Here is a 17,208-nt window from a genome sequence, read left to right on the forward strand (position 1 = left end):
CCCCGGGGCCCAAGCACGCCTACGTGACCGAGTCGTTCCCCCGTACCGGCGTGCCCGGATCCTCGTACAGCCGGCACAAGGCCCTGGTCGAGAGCATGCTCGACCGGGTCGAGGCCGACCACCCCACGCTCCGCGTCGTCCGCCTGCGCCCGGGCCTGATCTTCCAGCACGACGCCGGCACGGAGATCGCCCGCTACTTCGCTGGGCCGCTGCTGCCCGCCCGCCTGCTGCGCTACGGCCGCATCCCGCTCATCCCGTCCCACCCGGCCCTCCGCGTCCAGGCCGTCCACGCCGACGACGTCGCCGACGCGTACGCCCGGGCCCTCGCCTCCGACGCCCGGGGCGCCTTCAACGTCGCCGCCGGCCCGGTCCTCGACCCGACGGTCGCCGCCCGGGCCTTCCACGGCCACGAGGTCCCGGTGGCCGGTGTCCTGCTGAAGACGGCGGCGGACGTCAGCTGGCGGCTCCGGCTGCAACCGGTCGACGTGGGCTGGGTCAAGCTCGGCCTCAAGGCGCCGCTGATGTCCTGCGACCGCATCAAGGCGGAGCTGGGCTGGCGGCCGCTGACGGACTCGGTGCACGCCCTGAAGGAGCTGGTGCGCGGCATGGCCGAGCGCGGCTCCGCGGCCGGCCCGCCGCTGTCCGCCGCCCCGGGCAAGCCCGGGCGCCTGGGCGGCGTGCTGCGCGGGCGGCTGCCGGGGAGCGGCAATCCGTACTAGCCCGGCGCCTTGCGATCAGTCTCGGGCATCTGGATCCAGTGACGCGGGCGGAGGTGCCCACGACGGCTCTCAGGCGGCCTCGGAGTCCTCGCCGCTGACGCGGGGGTTGCGGAGCCAGGACAGGGCCTCGGTCTCGCCCAGCGGCGGGGAGTAGTAGTAGCCCTGGCCCAGCGGGCAGCCCAGGCGGCTCAGGATGCCGCGGTGGCGGGCGTGCTCGATGCCCTCGGCGACCACGGTGAGGCCGAGCGACTGCGCCAGCGAGACGATGCCGCTGACCAGGGCGAGCTGCTGCTTGTCGGAGACCATGTCGTCGATGAACATCTTGTCGATCTTGAGGACGTCGATCGGGCGCTGCCGGAGGTAGCCCAGCGAGCTGTAGCCCGTGCCGAAGTCGTCGATGGCGATGCGGACACCCAGCTCGCGCAGGAGGGCCAGGTCGGTCCAGATCTGTTCGTCGTCGCCCATGAGGAGGGTCTCGGTGATCTCCAGCATGAGCGCGTGCGGGGGCATGCCGACGTACTCCAGGGACTGCCGCACCTGGTCGACGAAGCCGGGCTGGCGGAACTGGCGCACCGAGACGTTGACGCTCACGTAGGGGCGGCGGACGCGGGGCAGGATGCGCCACCACTGGGCGACGGTGTGCAGGGCCTGGTCGAGGACCCAGCGGCCCATCGGCACGATGAGGCCGCTCTCCTCGGCGACCTCGATGAACTGGTCGGGCGAGATGACGCCGCGCACCGGGTGGGCCCAGCGCACGAGCGCCTCGAAGCCGACGACCTCGTCGTTGTTGAGCTTGACGATGGGCTGGTACTGCAGGATGAAGTGGCCCTCGTTGACGGAGTGCTCGAGCGCCGAGCGCAGCTCCAGCCGCTCGACCATGGCGGTGTGCAGCTCGGCGCGGTAGCGGCGCCACTGGTTCTTGCCCGCGCCCTTGGCGACGTAGAGGGCCAGGTCGGCCTGGCGCAGGAGCTCGTCGGCGGTGTCGGCCTCGGGGGTGGTGGTGATGCCGATGCTGGCGTTGGCGAAGAGCGCCATGCCGCCCTCGACGGGAATCGGCTCGGCGAGCGCGGCGAGGATGCGGGCGGCGGTCTCCTCGACGGCGCCGGGGTCCTGGACGTTCTCGACCAGGGCGGCGAACTCGTCGCCGCCGAGGCGGGCGGCGGTGTCGTCGGCGCGCAGGGCCCCCGCGAGGCGGGCGGCGACGGCCTTGAGGAGCAGGTCGCCGACCGCGTGGCCCTGGGTGTCGTTGACGATCTTGAAGTCGTCGAGGTCGAGGAAGAGCACGCCGACCACCGAGCCGTCGCGGGCGCCGCGGGCGAGGGCGTGGGTGAGCCGGTCGGTGAAGAGGACGCGGTTGGCGAGGCCGGTCAGCGAGTCGTGGAACGCCTGGTGGGTGAGCTCGCGCTCGAGGCGGGCGCGCTCGGTCACGTCGCGCAGGGTGATGACCAGCCCGGCGACGGTCGGGTCGGCGCGCAGGTCGCGGCCGTGCAGTTCGAGCATGACCTCCGTACGCCGCCGGCCCACCGCCCGGAAGTCCACTCCCTCGGCCACCACGTCGCCGGAGCGCACCGCCCCGAGCACCTCGTCGAGGCGCCGGCGGTCGCCGGGGTGCACGAGCTCGGGCAGCAGCACGCCGACGGGGTCGCCGCCGAGCACGTGGCCGGCGGAGGGGCTCGCGTACCGGATGCGGTTGTGGTCGTCGACGATGAGGATCACGTCGGACGTGTTGAGGACCAGGGTGCGGAAGTAGGCCTCACTGTTGCGGCGGATGACCTCCTCGCTCAGCGCGATGCGCTCCAGGGCTAGGGCGACCTGGGTGGCGAGCACCTCGACGGCGCTCTGCAGCGCGGCGAGTGCCCACTGCGGGCCGCCGACGTGCAGCACGCCGACGAGCGGGTCGCCGGCGGGCCGGTCGGAGAGCACGAGCGGGCAGCGCAGCACCGCGGGGAACTGCGACATGCGGGTGGCCACTGCCCAGTCCAGTTCCCGTACGGACACCAGCCGCGCCGCGGTCCCGGCCGCCCGGTCGAGGTCCATCTGGTGCGCGGTCTCCGGGGCGGCCGAGGCGCCCGGGGCGGCGTACGACAGCGCGAGCACGACCTGGTGCGGCGTGTCCGCGGGCAGCAGCTGGGCCAGCGCCCGGCGCACCGCCTCACCGACCTCGTCGGCGTCGGCGACCGAGACGAGCGCCGCGGCGGCCTCGCGCAGTCCCCGCTCGCGGGCGACGGCCTGCCGGTGGCTCGCCATGACGCCCGCCATCCGGGCCAGCACGAGCAGGAACGTGGCCACGTTGAGGGCGGCGTTGACCACCAGGTCGGCCACGGTGCCGTCGGCGGCCACCTGCATGACGAGCACGACCGGGGCGATCAGCGACACGAGGGCCAGCGGGACGAGCCGGATGCGGCCCAGGTCACCGTTGGTCGCGAGTCCGCCGCGGGTCAGCTCGATCATCGACGGGTGCAGTGCCGCGAGGCCGGCGGCGGCGAGGAAGGGGATCCGGCCGAACGCCGCCACCAGGGCGGCGTGGTCGCCGAACGAGGTGGCGGTGACGATGTCGGTGCCGAGCAGGGCGAGCGTGCCCAGGGTCAGCAGGGCCGCGGACGGCAGGCGGCGGCCGGTGACGAGCAGGAGCCGGGTGAGCGCGGCAAGGCACAGCAGGTCGCCGATCGGGAAGAGCACCGCGAGCACGCGGTCGACGGTGTGCAGGCCGGGGTCGCGTACGTGGGGGCCGAGGACGAACGCCCAGATCAGCAGCGCCACGCCGGAGGTCAGGGTGAGGGCGTCGAGCAGGCCGCCACGGTCGGGGCGCCCGCCGGTGCGGTAGCGGACGAACATGACCAGGACGGCGGCGAGCAGCGGGTAGACGCCGAGCAGCAAGATGATGCCGGCCGTGCGCAGCAGCCCCTCGCCGCCGGTGAGCATCACGGCGCCGACCGCCGAGACGCCGGCCGCGGCCGCGAGCAGGTTCCAGGGCGTCCGGCGTTCCGGGTTCAACGTCCGGACAGCGAGCAGAATCACGGCTACCGTGGAAGCGCCCGCGAGCAGCCGGACCGGCCCCCGCGCGGCGTCCACGAAGGTGAAGACCGCGCCGAGCAGCAGCATCCAGCCGCCGAAGACGGCGGCGGTGAGCCGTGTCGGCATGCTGCTCCTTCGCGAATCGGCCGGGCGGGTGACACAGACCTGATCGGGTGCCCGGTTCGGCAGCTGAGCAGAATCACCCTGTGTCGACGACTGCTGACTTCGTCCGGGAGAACACCCGGCTGGCCCCCGTCCCCTTCCTGCCCGAGCTGGTGCTGCACCAGGCCGACGAGCCGATCGAGCTCTGGGAGCGCACCGAGGCCGGGGGCGCCGAGCAGCCGCCGCCGTTCTGGGCGTTCGCGTGGGCGGGCGGGCAGGCGCTGGCCCGGCACGTGCTGGACCTGCCCGACCTGGTCGCCGGCCGGGACGTCCTCGACCTCGCGACCGGGTCGGGCCTGGTGGCTGTCGCGGCCGCCAGGGCGGGGGCGCGCTCGGTGGTGGCCAACGACATCGACCCGTTCTCGCTCGCCGCGGCGGAGGCCAACGCCGCGGCCAACGGCGTGCGGGTCGCGCTGGTCGAGGGAGACCTGCTGACCGAGGGGTACGCCGACGCGGGCGTCATCCTCGCGGGTGACGTCTTCTACAGCCGGGAGATGGCCTCGCTCGTGCTGCCCTTCCTGCGCGCGGCCGCCTCCCGGGGCGCGCTGGTGCTGGTCGGCGATCCGGGGCGGGCCTATCTGCCGGCCGAGGGCCTGGTGTTCCGGGCCGCCTACGACGTGCCGGTGATCGAGGCGCTGGAGAGCGTGCCGATGCGGCGGACGAGCGTGTGGCAAGTTTTAACATACTGATTGTTGAACAACTCTTGCCGGATTGTTGAACAATCCCTACCGTCAGGCGAAAGGCCTCATCGAGCTGCACCGATCAGAGGACAGGCTCATGACGACGGAAGCCACGAACCCCACGACCACCGCCCGGACCCGCCGCACCGCCCTCGTCGGGGCGATCTTCCTGATGGCCACCAGCGCCATCGGCCCCGGCTTCATCACCCAGACCACGACCTTCACCGCCCGCCTGGGCGCCGCGTTCGCGTTCGGCATCCTCATGTCGATCCTCGTCGACTTCGTCGTCCAGATGAACATCTGGCGGGTGGTCTCGATCAGCGGCAAGCGCGCCCACGAGATCGCCAACGCCGTCGTCCCCGGCGCCGGCCACCTGCTCGCCGCCCTGGTCGTCCTGGGCGGCCTGATCTTCAACATCGGCAACGTGGCCGGGTCGGGGCTCGGCCTCAACGCCGCGCTCGGCCTCGACCCCAAGCTGGGCGGCCTGATCAGTGCCCTGCTCGGCATCGCGATCTTCGCCGTCAAGCGCGCCGGGATGGCGATGGACCGGCTGCTGATCGTGCTCGGCCTGCTCATGATCGCCCTGACGCTTTACGTGGCGATCGTCTCCGGCCCGCCGGTCGGGGACGCGCTCAAGCAGACCGTGGTGCCGGAGGACATCGACTTCGCCGCGATCACCACGATCATCGGCGGGACGGTCGGCGGCTACATCACCTACTCCGGCGCGCACCGGCTGCTCGACTCGGGCACCACCGGTCCCGAACACGTCCGCGAGGTCACCCGGGGTGCCCTCAGCGGGATCGCCGTCACGGGACTCATGCGCTACCTGCTCTTCCTCGCGATCCTCGGCGTGGTGGCCGGGGGCGTCGTGCTCGACACGAAGGGCAACGCCACCGCGCAGGCCTTCGAGTCGGCGGCCGGCGAGTTCGGCCAGCGCGCGTTCGGCGTCGTGCTCTGGGCGGCCGCGATCACGTCGGTGGTCGGGGCGGCGTACACGTCGGTGTCGTTCTTCGACGCCTTCTCCGCCCGCTTCGCCGAGCCGCGCGTGCGCTCCTGGGCCACGGTGGCGTTCATCGCGGTCAGCACCGTCATCTACCTGCTGCTCGGCACCGCGCCGGCGGCGCTGCTGGTCTTCGCGGGCGGCTTCAACGGCCTGATCCTGCCGATCGGCTTCACCATCCTCCTGTACGCGGCGTGGCGCCGGCGCGAGCTCCTGCGCGGTTACCGTTATCCCGTGTGGCTGCTGGTGCTGGGCGCCGTGGTGGCGGCCCTGACCTGGTACATGGGGGTCGTCTCCGCCCGCACGATCTTCGACTACCTGGCGGGGTGACCCCATGGACCTCAACAGCGACCTCGGCGAGGGCTTCGGCACCTGGCGCCTCGGCGACGACGCCGCGATGCTCGACATCGTCAGCAGCGCCAACGTGGCCTGCGGCTTCCACGCCGGCGACCCGCGCACGCTGCTGGCCACCTGCGAACGCGCGATCGAGCGAGGCGTCGTCATCGGCGCCCAGGTGGGCTATCGCGACCTGCCCGGCTTCGGCCGCCGGTTCATCGACTACGAGACGCCCGACCTGGTCGCCGAGATCATCTACCAGATCGGCGCGCTGGACGGGCTGGCGCGCGCGGCCGGCGACCGGGTGCTCTACGTGAAGCCGCACGGCGCGCTCTACAACACGATCGTCCACCACGAGCAGCAGGCCGCCGCCGTGGTCGACGCGGTCCGGCGCTACGACCCGGACCTGCCGGTGCTCGGGCTGCCCGGCTCGGCGTTCCTGCACCTGGCCGAGGAGGCGGGGCTGCGGACGGTACGCGAGGCCTTCGCCGACCGCGGCTACCACGCCGACGGCACACTGGTGTCCCGGCGGGAGGCCGGTGCTCTGTTGCACGACCCGGCCGAGGTGGCCGAGCGGATGGTGCGACTGGCGACCGAGCGCACGCTCGTCGCCGTGGACGGCACGGTCGTCAAGGTCGAGGCCGACTCGATCTGCGTGCACGGGGACTCGCCCGGAGCGGTGGAGATGGCTCGAGCCGTGTCCGAAGCGCTCGCGGCCGCGGGCGTACAGGTGAATGCCTTTGCGGGGGTGACGCCGTGAACGAGGCACTACGCAAGCAGTTCCGCGCCGGGCTGGTCCGGCCGACGGCCGGGCTGGCGCCGGGATTCGCGCAGGCCAACCTCATCGCCGTGCCGCGCGACTGGGCCTGGGACATGCTGCTCTACGCCCAGCGCAACCCCAAGCCGTGCCCGGTGCTCGACGTCTCCGACGCGGGCTCGGTGACGACCGTCCTCGCCGCGGGGGCGGATCTGCGCACCGACCTGCCGCTCTACCGGGTGTGGCGGGACGGCGAGCTGGTCGAGGAGGTGCCCGACGCCACCGCGGCGTGGCGGGACGACATGGTGGCGTTCCTGATCGGGTGCAGCTTCAGCTTCGAGGCGGCGCTGGTCGAGGCCGGCATCGACGTGCGGCACATCACGGCGGGCAGCAACGTCCCGATGTACCGGACCGCGCGGCAGTGCCGGCCCGCCGGGCGCCTGCACGGCGAGCTGGTCGTGTCGATGCGGCCGATCCCGGCGGACCGGGTGGCGGACGCCGTCACGATCAGCGGCCGGTTCCCCGAGGTCCACGGCGCCCCGGTGCACGTCGGCGATCCGGCCGGGCTGGGCGTCGCGGACCTGGACCGGCCCGACTTCGGGGACCCGGTGGAGATCCGGCCGGGCGAGGTGCCCGTCTTCTGGGCGTGCGGGGTGACGCCCCAGGCGGCCGTCATGGCGTCCGGCGTGCCCTTCGCGATCACGCACGCGCCGGGGCACATGTTCGTGACCGACGTGCCATGACGCGTTTCCTGAGGTGCGGGCGGGAGGCCGTGCTCGCCGAGGTCGACGATCTCGACGCGGCCCTCGCCCTCTACGCCGCGCTGCGGGAGGCTTCGCTGCCGGGGGTCGTCGATCTGGTGCCGGCCGCGCGGACCGTGCTGATCCGGCTCGACCCGTCGGTCACCAGCCCGCGGGAGATCCGGGTCGCGGTCTCGGCCCTCTCCGTGGGAAGCGCGGACCCTCGGCAGGGCGCCGTGGTCGAGATCCCGGTGGTGTACGACGGGCCGGACCTCGCCGATGTGGCCGGCCACCTCGGGATCTCGCCGGCGGACGTCATCGCCCGGCACACCGGCGCCGCGTGGACCGTGGCGTTCGGCGGTTTCGCCCCGGGCTTCGGCTATCTGACGGGAGGGGACTTCGACGTGCCCCGGCGTACGTCCCCCCGCACCCGCATCCCCGCCGGCTCGGTCGGGCTGGCCGGGCGGTTCTCCGGGGTCTACCCGCACGACAGCCCGGGCGGGTGGCAGCTCATCGGCAGCACCTCGGCGACGATGTGGGACCTGGACCGGGCCGAGCCGGCGCTGCTCGTGCCCGGCGCCCGGGTGATCTTCAAGGCGGTGCCCGCGTGACGGTCATGACGGTGCTGCGGCCCGGGCCGCTGACCGTGTTCAAGGACGCGGGGCGGCCGGGGCACGCGCATCAGGGCGTGCCGCCGTCCGGAGCGGTGGACCGGGGGGCGTACCGGCGAGCCAACGCCCTGGTCGGGAACCCGCCGGGGGCCGCCATCCTGGAGTGCACGCTCGGTGGGTTGCGCGTCACCTTCGACGGGCCGGTGCTCGCCGTGCTGACCGGCACCGACGCTGTCCTGACCGTCGACGGTCGCCCTGGCGATGTGGAGCAGGTCGTCCTTGTGCCGGCCGGGGCGGTCGTGGCCGTCTCCCAGCCGCGGCAGGGGTTGCGCAGCTATTTCGCCGTGCGGGGCGGCTTCGACGTGCCCCTCGTGCTCGGCTCGCGGTCGAAGGATCGGCTGGCGGGGATCGGACCGGCTCTGGGCTCTTCCGTGCGGCTGCTACCGCCGGACCAATCGGATTTGCCGCTCTCTGTCCACGCCGGCCTGCCGGGCGATGTCACGCTGGAAGTCGATCTCGGCCCGCGCGACGACTGGTTCACCGCCGCCGCCGTGCAGACCCTGTTCAGCGCCGCTTATGTCGCCTCCCCGGCCAGCGACTCGGTCGGGCTGCGCCTGGAGGGGCCGGCCCTGGAACGCGCGCGCACCGACGAGCTGCCGAGCGAGGGCGTGGTCCGCGGCGCGGTGCAGATCCCGCCGAGCGGCCAGCCGATCGTCTTCCAGGCCGACCATCCGGTGACCGGCGGCTATCCGGTCGTCGCCGTGCTCACCCCCGCCGCCGCGGACCTGGCGGCGCAGGTCCGGCCCGGAGCCCGCGTCCGGTTCCGGAGGGCCCGGCTGGTTGACTGAGCCCGTGACGAGCGTGGAGCACGAACCCGGGTCGGCCGCGCGCGCCGTGGCGAGGCTGCGCACCCAGATGATCAACGGCGAGCTGGCGCCGGGCACCCGGCTCTCGGAGACCGCCCTGACCGGGCCGCTCGAGGTGTCCCGCAACACGCTGCGCGAGGCGTTCTCCACGCTGATCGAGGAGGGGCTGCTCGTGCGGCAGCCACACCGGGGGGTGTTCGTGGCCACGCTCAGCCCGGCGCAGATCGCGGACATCTATCGCGTACGGGCGCTGCTCGAATGCTCCGCGCTCGCCCAGGCCCCCACCGATCCGCCGCGCGCGGAGGGCCTGCGAGCCGCCGTCACGGAGGCCGAGCGGGCCGCGGCGGCCGGCGACTGGCGCGGGGTCGGCACCGCGAACATGCACTTCCACGAGCAGATCGTCGCCCTGGCCGGCAGCCCGCGGCTGGACGCGTGGATGCGGCAGCTGACCGCCGAGCTGCGGCTGGCCTTCGCCTCGGCGCCGGACCCGTCGGCGCTGCACCGGCCGTTCGTGGCGATGAACGCCGCGATCACCGCGAGCTACGAGGCCGGCGAGGCGCAGCGCGCGGCCGACGAGCTGCGCGACTATCTGCTGACCTCGGAGCGCGTGGTGCTGGGGAATCTGCCGTAGAGGCCAGCAGGTCGCGCGGGCTTCGTCGGATTCGTCAGATGGGCAGCAGGTCGCGCCGGCTTCGTCAGATGGGCAGCAGGTCGCGCAGGCCGAAGCCGTCGTCGACCACGGCGTCGGGCTGCGGCCAGGCGTCCGGGTCCTCGCGGGCCGTGCGGCTCGAGCGCATCAGGATCACGGCGGCGGTGTCGGCGCGGCGGGCGCAGACGACGTCGCGCTGGTAGCTGTCGCCGACGTGCCAGCACTGCTCGGTCGGCACGCCCAGCTCGCGGGTCGCCCGCCAGATCATCTCCGGGTTCGGCTTGCGGACGCCGGCCTCGTCGCTGTAGATCTGCGCCGCGAACAGCGCGCCCACCCCCGCCTTGGCGAGGAACGCGCGGTGCGCGGAGCCGCTGAGCGTGTTGCTCACCACGGCCATCGGCAGGCCGGCCGCCCGCGCCGCGCGCAACGCCTCCGGGATACCGGGACGCAGGGCCCACGACGGCCTGTACGCCCAGTCGTGGCTGAGCCGGGCGGCCTGCGCGCGCACGGCCTCGCGGGCCGGACCGGGCCACCCGGCCGTGACGAAGCGCCCCCAGATCTCCTCGTGCCCCAGCTCGAACGGCTGGTCCTCGTCGCGCCACGCCCGGTAGCCCGCCTCCCCCTCGGCCAGCGCCCGGCTGATCTCCCCGGGGGTCAGCACCCCGCCGGTGAGGTTGTAGAGGCGCAGGACCAGCTCGGGTGGCGCGGGGTCGAACGGGCCGGCGCCCTCCGCGAGGACGCCGCCGAAGTCGAGGAGCAGCGCGGCCGGGGCGGGCGGCATCAGCGCGCGTTCAGGGTCCAGGCTCGCACGCCGCCCACGATACCGGCGGTGTTGGGCACCACGACGACTTCGTCGCCCATCCGGGCCAGCTGCGCCGCCGTGATGAGCCGCGAGTTGCCGCCACCCAGATAGAGCCGGTCCCACAGGAACACCGGCCGCAGCCCCTCGACGACGTTGCGGACCCGCCGGGACCAGAGGGCGTCACCGAGGCGGCGCCGCTCGTGCTCCCCGATGTACGTGTCGTAGCTCATGCCCCACCGCACCGGCGCCTGCGACATCTCCAGGTGCGGGGCCAGCGCGCCGCCGTCGAACAGCGCGCACCCGAGGCCGGTCCCCAGCGTCAGCACCAGCTCGCAGCCGGTGCCCGCGACGACCCCGGCGCCGTGCACCTCGGCGTCGTTGAGCACCAGCGTCGGCAGCCCGAAGGCCTCGGCCAGCGCGGTCCGGGCGTCGTAGCCGCCCCAGGCCTCGACCAGCTCCGGATCGATCTTCGTGCGGGGGCCGAGCCGGGTCACGTAGTGCGGGGTCTTCACGACGACGCCGTGCCGCAGCATGCCGGGCATCCCGACGGTGACCCGGTCCGCGTGCGGCAGCCGCTCCCCGAGCTCCACCAGCGTCTTCACGAACAGGTCGGGCGGCAGCGGGTACGGGGTCGGCACCCGGATGGGCTGCGCCCGCATGGTCCCCGCCTCGTCCAGCACGGACCCCTTGATCCCGCCGCCACCGCAATCGATCGTCAATGTGAATGCCACAAGCATCAGTGTGCCAGGCAGCCTCAGCGCCGCGCGAAGGACTGGATCAGCCCCTCGCTCGCCGCCCACAGCCCGGCGCGCCGATCCCGGCGAAGCACCCGGCCGGGGATCGTCCGCCGTCGCAGCCGGGGTCCGTAGAAGCCGCCTGTGGCGCCCGGATCGTCGGCCAGGTGCACCGGTGTCCGCGCCCCCTCGGCCGGTGCGGCGGCGCCGAGCCGCTGCACCGCGACCGCAGCCGTGCGCAGCGGACCGGACACGCCACGGGCGTTGCGGAACACCCCGGTCGCCACCGGACCCGGGTAGACACAGCTGACCGCGATCCGGCTGCCGCGCACCCGCTCGGCGAGCTCGACGGCGAACAGGTCGTTGGCGAACTGCGTACGCCCGGACACCTTCAGCCCCCGCCCGCCGCCCCGGCGCAGCATCAGGTCACCCAGGTCGAGGCTGTCCCGGTACTTCCCGGCGTTCGCCACCAGCACGACCCGCCCCGCCGGCGCCTCGCTCAGCGCCGGCAACAGCCGCTGCACCAGCAGGAACCGGGACAGATAGTTGAGGGCGAGGGTCCGCTCGAACCCCTCGTCCGTCCATTCCGCGACCGTGGACAGCACGCCCGCGCACAGCACCACCCCGTCCACCCGGTCGGTGCGGGCGAGGATCTCGTCCGCCGCCCGGGCCGTCTCCCGCATCAGCGCGAGATCCGCTCGTACGTCGCCGGTGCGAGCGACGCCGATCACCCGGTGCCCGCGCCGGGTCAGCTCGGCGGCGACCGCCTGCCCGATGCCGCCGCTGTCTCCCGTCACCACAGTTGTCCGCCGCATGCCTCGACGTGTCGTCTCGTCCATGCCTTGACGCGTCGTCTCCTCCGCGCCTTGACGTGTCGTCTCCTCCATGCCTCGACGCTAGGAACCGGGTCGATGACAATCCATGAGAGCGCGTCTCGCGAACCACACCGGTCGTCTTGAGGGGCGGTGCCATGGATCTGCTCAGCGCCGTGCTGCGGGAGCTGCGCCTGGAGAGCGCCGGCTACCGGTGGCTCGAGCTGGGCTCGCCCGTCCGGATCAGCTTCGACCGGCCGGGGCTGCGCGGCGTGCACCACGTGGCGAGGGGCGAGTGCGAGCTCGTCCTGCCCGACGGCACGGGCTCGCGGCTCGGCCCCGGCGACCTGGTCGTCTTCCCGCGGGGCGACGCCCACGAGCTGCGGTCGCCCGGCGTGCGGAGCGGGCCGGTGGTGTCGGGGTTCGAGCTCGCCATGCGTACGCCCGGCACCCGCCTGCGGGCCGGCAGCCCCCGTACCGACGCCGTCGTGGTGTGCGGCGCCTTCCTGGTGGGTGAGCCGGACCACCCCGCCCTCCGGGGCCTGCCCCGCGTCCTGCACCTGCCCGGCGAGGCCGGACAGCCCCCGGCGTGGCTCGCGGCCCTCGTGCGAGCGCTCGCCACCGAGGCGTTCGACGGCGGCCCCGGCAGCGACCTGGTCATGGCCCGGCTGTCCGACGCGCTGCTCGTGCGCGCGTTCCGCCACCACAGCCGTACGGTCGACCGGCCGGGCTGGCTGGCCGGCCTCGGCGACCCGTACGTCGCCAAGGCGCTCGAAGCCCTCCACACCGACCCGGCCGCGGGCTGGACCGTGGCGAGCCTGGCCCGCACCGCCGGCCTGTCCCGGGCCGCGTTCGCCGCGCGCTTCGCCGGCCGGGTCGGCGAGCCCGCCATGCGCTACCTGCTCACGCTCCGGATGCAGCGCGCCCGGACCCTGCTCCGCGACGAGCGCGCCACGGTCGCTTCGGTGGCCGGGCAGGTCGGCTACCGTTCCGAGGTGGCCTTCGCGGCCGCCTTCAAGCGCGAGACGGGCACCCCTCCGGGCGCCTACCTCAGAACCGCGCGAAGGACCGGATCGGCATCCGCGGCCCGAACTTCGGTGCCGTGATGCCGCCGAGGGCCAGCAGCTCGCACACCCGCCCGCGATGCCCCGCGAACGGCTCCAGCAGCTCCAGCATCCGCGCATCCGTGCCGCGGGCCTCGCCCGCCAGCGCCCACGCGACCGTGTTCGGGATGTGGAAGTCGCCGACGCTGACGGCGTCCGCGTCCCCGTAGGCGGTGCGCACCACCTCCGCCGCCGTCCACGGCCCGATGCCGGGGATCGCGACGAGCCGGCGGGTCGCCTCGGCGCTGTCCGCGCACTTCTCCAGCCGGGCCGCCTCCGCCGCGCCGCGCAGCAACGCCTGGGTGCGGCGCTGCTCGACCCCGAACGGATGGAACACCCAGTACGGCGTCGCCGCCACCGCCTCCGGATCCGGCGGCAGCAGCAGGTCGCCCGGCCCCGGCGCCGGCTCCCCGAAGTGCTTCACCAGCGCCCGATAGGCCCGGTGCGCCTCGATGCCGGTCACCTTCTGCTCGAGCACCGCCCGGATCAACCGCGGGAAGATCTGCCCGGTCGCCGCGAACCGCACCCCGGCGAACGTCCTGGCCAGCCGCCCGATCAACGGATGCCCCCCGGCCAGCGCCGGGAAGTCGCCGAGGTCGTCCCGCAGCCCCGCCACGGCGTCGGCCCGCTCGGCCAGCCAGTCGGCGCCCGGCCCGTAGCTGGTCGCCGTGAGCGCGGCGCCCTCGCGCTGCAACCGCAACGACCCAGGCCCGTCCGGCGTACGGACGGCAAGCCGGAAATCCCCGTCGGCGAGCGTGCCACAGGGGTCGTAGCGCACCACCAGAAGCGCTCGCAATGTGCGCGTGAACTGGTAGCCCTCCGGCGCGGTCAGCCGCCGGGTCACCGTCCTCGTCACGGCCGCCACTATACGACGCTCCCCCGTACCTCATGGTCTGGTGTTTGCCGGGGTCGCCCTGGTGGCTGGTTGCCGCGGGCATGCCGATGGCCCTGACCGCGCTCCCGGTCAGGGCCATCGGGGAGGGTGGGCGGACACCCGAGTCGGTCCGCGTCACCCGGTGGCGGAGCTGGTGCCTCGGGCCGAGCCGGTCCCGCGCCTCCTTTCGTCAGCCGTTTCCGCGCTCGTCCCGCCTGTCGCGGGTGCCGTCCTCAGGGGGATGGACGGCGTCCGGGTCGCCGATGGGGGGTCCCTGCGGGGCGCGCCGGGTGAGGCGCGGCCCCCGCGGGTTCGGCTGGCCGGGTGCGACAGGGCTCCGGGTCAGTTGTTGTTGCCCCCGTTGTTGTCGTCGCCACCGTTGTTGTCGCCGCCACCGCCGCCGACCTCGATGCGGACCGCGTCGAAGGCGGGCGTCTCGTTGGCGCGCTCGGCCATCGGGATGCGGTGCGAGCCGTCACCGGCCCAGGAGGCGCACTGGAAGAGGCCCTCCTGCGGCAGGCCCGGGACCTGGATGCTCACGGTGTCGGGCGCGGCGCCACCCTGGCTGTCCTCGGTCGCCACGAAGAACGCGGGGACCGGCGACGGGTCGGGGGCCTCGTTGGTGTTCGGCAGGATGCGGCAGGCGGTATGGAAATGACCGCGGGTGAGGCCGTCCTGCAGGACCGCCGACTCGACGTAGTAACCACCCTGGCCGGCCGCGAGGAAGCGGTCACGGATCAGGTTGCGGGTGCTGACCCGCAGCGTGAACGGCTCGTTGACGCCGACGTTGGTCGGGGCCTCGGTGATCAGCAGCGACGGGTTGGTCGCCGCGACGCCGACCTCACCGAACTCGGTGGAGACGCAGCGGTTGCCGATCTGGAAGCCGTCGTGCGGGTCGAGCTGGCTGGTCTCACAGGTGTTGGTCAGGATGCCCAGGCCGGCGCCGGGGGGCGGGGTCGTGGCGCCGCCACCGTTGTTGCCGCCGTTGTTGCCGCCGTTGTTGCCGGTGTTCCCACCGTTGTTGCCGCCGTTGTTCCCCCCGTTGTTGCCACCGTTGTTGCCGCCGGTCTCGCCGGCCGCGGTGCTGTTGGAGGGAGCCGGGCTGGCGCCGCCGTTGTTACCGCCGTTGTTGTTGCCGCCGCCGCCGTTGTTGTTCATCCACTGACGGCACCGCGTCCGCAGCTGCTCGGTGGTCGGAACGTCACCGGCACCGTCGTCGGCGTGCTGGGTGACCCGCCCCTTGTTGGTGGTGTAGGTGCCCGTCTTCGTCTCCGTCGACAGCTTGCTGCGCTTGGGCGCCTGGATGTTGTCGCACACCGCGGAAGCTCGCTTGATGTTGTTCCGCTTCGTGCTCGCATCCGACACCTGCGTGACGGTGACGATGCCACCGAAAGCGACCAGGGTGGCCGCCGCGGCGATGATCCGGCGCCGACCGGTGAACCACTTGGAATACTTGGATTCTCTCCGGTACTGCGACCTTCGCATTGCTGACACCTTTCTGTGTCCACACATGGCGGGCCGTTCCCGACCGCCGGGGGTGATGCCTGGATCTGGCAGGACCGAGCGGGCTAGCGCGCTCGGAAGATGCGCATGGTGGTGATCACGCCGGCCACGAGGGCTCCGGCGAGAACGAGCAGGATGACTGAGGTGCTCACGCCCGGTACGCCGCCGGAGCTGGCGGCCGAGGCGAGCATCGCGCTGTCGACCGGCACGGGGCCGGAGTTCGCCGCGGGGGCGGGAGCGGTGGGCAGGGCGCCGAAGTCGACGATGCCGCTGCTCTCCAGGAGCGTCATGTGGGTCGCGACGAACTGGTTCGTCTGCTGGGCCAGCTTGCGCACCGAGTCGTTGCGGGTGCTGGCCCGGATCGTCGCGATGGCCGGGAAGATCTTGCCGTGCGCCGCCCGGAGCCGGTCGATGAAGATCTGGTCGAACTGCTGGCTGGTCTTCGCCGCCGCCATCTCGTCCAGCCAGCCCTGCTGGTCGGTGTTCGGGAGGTTGGGCAGCTGCACACCGAGCTGCTTGGCCACCGCGACGTCCAGCTTGTCGAGGATGACGTGCTGGCGGGCGATCTCCTTACCGACCTTCCGGACGGTGGGATCCTCCGACTTCTCCTGCGTCATGTTGCCCGCCGGGACCTCCCACAGGCCGGCGAGCCGGACCTTGATGATGAAGTCCCGGTCGGCGGCCGACACCGTGCCCTTGCCGTCGCTGGTGAGGCCGGTGGTCGGCGGCACCGGCACCCCGTCCGCGGCCTTGGCGGTGCCGGCCGGGGCCAGCAGGAAGGCCAGGGTCGTCGCCAGGACGCCCACGAGCCAGCGCTGGGACCGGCGGGACGAGCGGACGGGAGTCATCTTTCACACCTCCGACAACGATGGGGGAAACGATTCCGGCGAGCCTTGCCTCGGACGCCGGAAACGCTAGGAGCAGTGCTGCGGCGCCGCAATGGAAAAGGGCCGCGGGGAAATCGAATTAAGGCGAACTTATGGCTCAGTAGCTGTAGTCAGAACCGGAGTCCGCGGCGCCGGCGGCGTCGTCCTCAGCGTCGTCGGCGGGCGGCGCGACGGCCTTCGACGGGGCGGGCAGGCAGGTGAGGTTCTTCTTGCCTTCCGGGGTGATCACGAACCACGTCGAGGCCACGTTCTGGCCCTTCCACTGGCCGGGCTTCTTGTCCCCGATGTAGGTGTAGAGCGGCCAGTTGTCCAGCGTCAGCTGCAGCGTGCCGTCCTTGCGCTCGACGGTCCCGAGCGCGTCCGCGTCGACGCCCTCCAGCTTGGGGGTCTCGCCCTTGTTGATGACGGCCGGCGGCCAGACCTTCTCGCAGTCGTCGTAGCAGTTGGAGACGGCCTCCGGCTTGGCCTTGTCCTTGTCGAAGCGGTACAGGACGAAGCCGTCCTGGTTCTGGACGGTCTCGCCCATCCGCGCGACCTTCTTGGCCGTCAGCTCGGTGGTCACCTCGTCGTCGCTGAGGACCGGCGCGTCGCTGTCCTCCGCGGCGCCCTCGTCGGTCTCGGCACCCGGCGTCGCACCCGGAGTGGCGCCGGGGGTGGCGCCCGGGGTGGCGTCGACCGCGTTGGCCGCCGGCTGTGCACCGTAATCGGCGGCGTCACTGCCGCCACCACTGTCGCCGCTGTATCCCGAAGGAGCGCAACCGGGCAGCGCGAACGCCGCCGCGATCGCGGCGCTGACGACGATCACCTTTCGCTTCACCGGTACCACGAGAGCCCTCCACCTTGATCAGTCACATCCGTGTCCGCGCTGTAGTACGCAGACCGGTGCCGTGGAGGTTGAAAAACAGCCCGATCAATTTCCCAGTTTTTTCTTTGAACCCTGGGGCGCCGCCGTCCGTAA

General features: G+C 73.1%; 17 protein-coding genes. 9 read left to right on the forward strand and 8 right to left on the reverse strand.

Annotation, left to right across the window (positions count from 1 at the left end; genetic code table 11):
- Window positions 1-719: Rossmann-fold NAD(P)-binding domain-containing protein (locus tag RBH18_RS28890; RefSeq protein WP_306213510.1), on the forward strand; the 719-nt coding region annotated here is incomplete at its 5' end.
- A gap of 69 nt (window positions 720-788) precedes the next feature.
- Here the strand turns inward: RBH18_RS28890 and RBH18_RS28895 are convergent.
- The gene (locus RBH18_RS28895) at window positions 789-3,860 is read right to left on the reverse strand and encodes a putative bifunctional diguanylate cyclase/phosphodiesterase (protein WP_306213512.1); all 3,072 of its coding nucleotides are present in this window, start codon (window positions 3,858-3,860) and stop codon (window positions 789-791) included.
- 80 nt (window positions 3,861-3,940) lie between these two features.
- Here RBH18_RS28895 and RBH18_RS28900 point away from each other — a divergent pair, with 80 nt between their 5' ends.
- The 7 genes from RBH18_RS28900 to RBH18_RS28930 all read left to right on the forward strand — a co-directional run bounded on the left by RBH18_RS28900 (window position 3,941) and on the right by RBH18_RS28930 (window position 9,517).
- Complete coding sequence (locus RBH18_RS28900; RefSeq protein ID WP_306213514.1) at window positions 3,941-4,585, forward strand: class I SAM-dependent methyltransferase; 645 nt, start codon at window positions 3,941-3,943, stop codon at window positions 4,583-4,585.
- Between the two features lie 88 nt (window positions 4,586-4,673).
- Complete coding sequence (locus RBH18_RS28905) at window positions 4,674-5,906, forward strand: NRAMP family divalent metal transporter (protein ID WP_306213516.1); 1,233 nt, start codon at window positions 4,674-4,676, stop codon at window positions 5,904-5,906.
- Between the two features lie 4 nt (window positions 5,907-5,910).
- Window positions 5,911-6,672: a LamB/YcsF family protein gene (locus RBH18_RS28910; RefSeq protein ID WP_306213518.1), complete on the forward strand. Its 762-nt coding sequence runs from the start codon at window positions 5,911-5,913 to the stop codon at window positions 6,670-6,672.
- Window positions 6,669-7,412, forward strand: a complete 744-nt coding sequence (locus RBH18_RS28915) for a putative hydro-lyase (RefSeq protein WP_306213520.1) — start codon at window positions 6,669-6,671, stop codon at window positions 7,410-7,412. Before RBH18_RS28910 ends, RBH18_RS28915 begins: the two co-directional genes overlap by 4 nt.
- A complete protein-coding gene (locus tag RBH18_RS28920) occupies window positions 7,409-8,020 on the forward strand; it encodes a 5-oxoprolinase subunit B family protein (protein ID WP_306213521.1) in 612 nt (203 codons plus the stop codon). Before RBH18_RS28915 ends, RBH18_RS28920 begins: the two co-directional genes overlap by 4 nt.
- A gap of 5 nt (window positions 8,021-8,025) precedes the next feature.
- The gene (locus tag RBH18_RS28925) at window positions 8,026-8,868 is read left to right on the forward strand and encodes a 5-oxoprolinase subunit C family protein (RefSeq protein ID WP_306213561.1); all 843 of its coding nucleotides are present in this window, start codon (window positions 8,026-8,028) and stop codon (window positions 8,866-8,868) included.
- 4 nt (window positions 8,869-8,872) lie between these two features.
- The gene (locus RBH18_RS28930) at window positions 8,873-9,517 is read left to right on the forward strand and encodes a GntR family transcriptional regulator (RefSeq protein WP_306213523.1); all 645 of its coding nucleotides are present in this window, start codon (window positions 8,873-8,875) and stop codon (window positions 9,515-9,517) included.
- Between the two features lie 64 nt (window positions 9,518-9,581).
- Here the strand turns inward: RBH18_RS28930 and RBH18_RS28935 are convergent, their stop codons facing one another.
- From RBH18_RS28935 to RBH18_RS28945, 3 genes are read right to left on the reverse strand one after another with little or no spacing between them, the layout of a single operon-like run.
- A complete protein-coding gene (locus tag RBH18_RS28935; protein WP_306213525.1) occupies window positions 9,582-10,316 on the reverse strand; it encodes an HAD family hydrolase in 735 nt (244 codons plus the stop codon).
- Window positions 10,316-11,068, reverse strand: a complete 753-nt coding sequence (locus RBH18_RS28940; RefSeq protein WP_306213528.1) for an ROK family protein — start codon at window positions 11,066-11,068, stop codon at window positions 10,316-10,318. The genes RBH18_RS28935 and RBH18_RS28940 overlap by 1 nt, the downstream gene beginning before the upstream one ends.
- A 23-nt stretch (window positions 11,069-11,091) precedes the next feature.
- A complete protein-coding gene (locus RBH18_RS28945; RefSeq protein WP_306213530.1) occupies window positions 11,092-11,958 on the reverse strand; it encodes an SDR family NAD(P)-dependent oxidoreductase in 867 nt (288 codons plus the stop codon).
- Between the two features lie 83 nt (window positions 11,959-12,041).
- On the opposite strand from RBH18_RS28945, the gene RBH18_RS28950 reads away from it, so the two are divergent.
- Window positions 12,042-12,989 (forward strand): AraC family transcriptional regulator, encoded by a 948-nt coding sequence (locus RBH18_RS28950; protein ID WP_306213532.1) that lies wholly within the window; start codon window positions 12,042-12,044, stop codon window positions 12,987-12,989.
- Here RBH18_RS28950 and RBH18_RS28955 read toward each other — a convergent pair.
- From RBH18_RS28955 to RBH18_RS28970, 4 genes are all read right to left on the reverse strand, one after another.
- Window positions 12,934-13,851, reverse strand: coding sequence for a DNA-3-methyladenine glycosylase family protein (locus tag RBH18_RS28955; RefSeq protein WP_372339002.1), 918 nt, complete (start codon window positions 13,849-13,851; stop codon window positions 12,934-12,936). The genes RBH18_RS28950 and RBH18_RS28955 overlap by 56 nt on opposite strands.
- A 351-nt stretch (window positions 13,852-14,202) precedes the next feature.
- Window positions 14,203-15,345 (reverse strand): Pecanex-like protein 1, encoded by a 1,143-nt coding sequence (locus RBH18_RS28960; RefSeq protein ID WP_306213534.1) that lies wholly within the window; start codon window positions 15,343-15,345, stop codon window positions 14,203-14,205.
- A gap of 83 nt (window positions 15,346-15,428) precedes the next feature.
- Complete coding sequence (locus tag RBH18_RS28965) at window positions 15,429-16,211, reverse strand: DUF4142 domain-containing protein (RefSeq protein ID WP_306213536.1); 783 nt, start codon at window positions 16,209-16,211, stop codon at window positions 15,429-15,431.
- A 136-nt stretch (window positions 16,212-16,347) separates the two neighbouring features.
- Window positions 16,348-17,067 carry a COG4315 family predicted lipoprotein gene (locus RBH18_RS28970; RefSeq protein WP_306213538.1) on the reverse strand — a complete coding sequence of 240 codons (720 nt, stop codon included), beginning with the start codon at window positions 17,065-17,067 and terminating at the stop codon, window positions 16,348-16,350.
- Window positions 17,068-17,208: the final 141 nt, after the last annotated feature.

This window comes from Actinoplanes oryzae, assembly GCF_030757795.1.
Classification (GTDB): domain Bacteria; phylum Actinomycetota; class Actinomycetes; order Mycobacteriales; family Micromonosporaceae; genus Actinoplanes.

What these genes read in the sequence shown, in the direction of transcription:
- RBH18_RS28960 (WP_306213534.1), bottom strand. Translation starts at nt 15,345, where the DNA reads ATGCGAAGGTCGCAGTACCGGAGAGAATCCAAGTATTCCAAGTGGTTC.
- RBH18_RS28920 (WP_306213521.1), top strand. Translation starts at nt 7,409, where the DNA reads ATGACGCGTTTCCTGAGGTGCGGGCGGGAGGCCGTGCTCGCCGAGGTC.
- RBH18_RS28965 (WP_306213536.1), bottom strand. Translation starts at nt 16,211, where the DNA reads ATGACTCCCGTCCGCTCGTCCCGCCGGTCCCAGCGCTGGCTCGTGGGC.
- RBH18_RS28905 (WP_306213516.1), top strand. Translation starts at nt 4,674, where the DNA reads ATGACGACGGAAGCCACGAACCCCACGACCACCGCCCGGACCCGCCGC.
- RBH18_RS28910 (WP_306213518.1), top strand. Translation starts at nt 5,911, where the DNA reads ATGGACCTCAACAGCGACCTCGGCGAGGGCTTCGGCACCTGGCGCCTC.
- RBH18_RS28895 (WP_306213512.1), bottom strand. Translation starts at nt 3,860, where the DNA reads ATGCCGACACGGCTCACCGCCGCCGTCTTCGGCGGCTGGATGCTGCTG.
- RBH18_RS28950 (WP_306213532.1), top strand. Translation starts at nt 12,042, where the DNA reads ATGGATCTGCTCAGCGCCGTGCTGCGGGAGCTGCGCCTGGAGAGCGCC.
- RBH18_RS28925 (WP_306213561.1), top strand. Translation starts at nt 8,026, where the DNA reads ATGACGGTGCTGCGGCCCGGGCCGCTGACCGTGTTCAAGGACGCGGGG.
- RBH18_RS28935 (WP_306213525.1), bottom strand. Translation starts at nt 10,316, where the DNA reads ATGCCGCCCGCCCCGGCCGCGCTGCTCCTCGACTTCGGCGGCGTCCTC.
- RBH18_RS28945 (WP_306213530.1), bottom strand. Translation starts at nt 11,958, where the DNA reads ATGGAGGAGACGACACGTCAAGGCGCGGAGGAGACGACGCGTCAAGGC.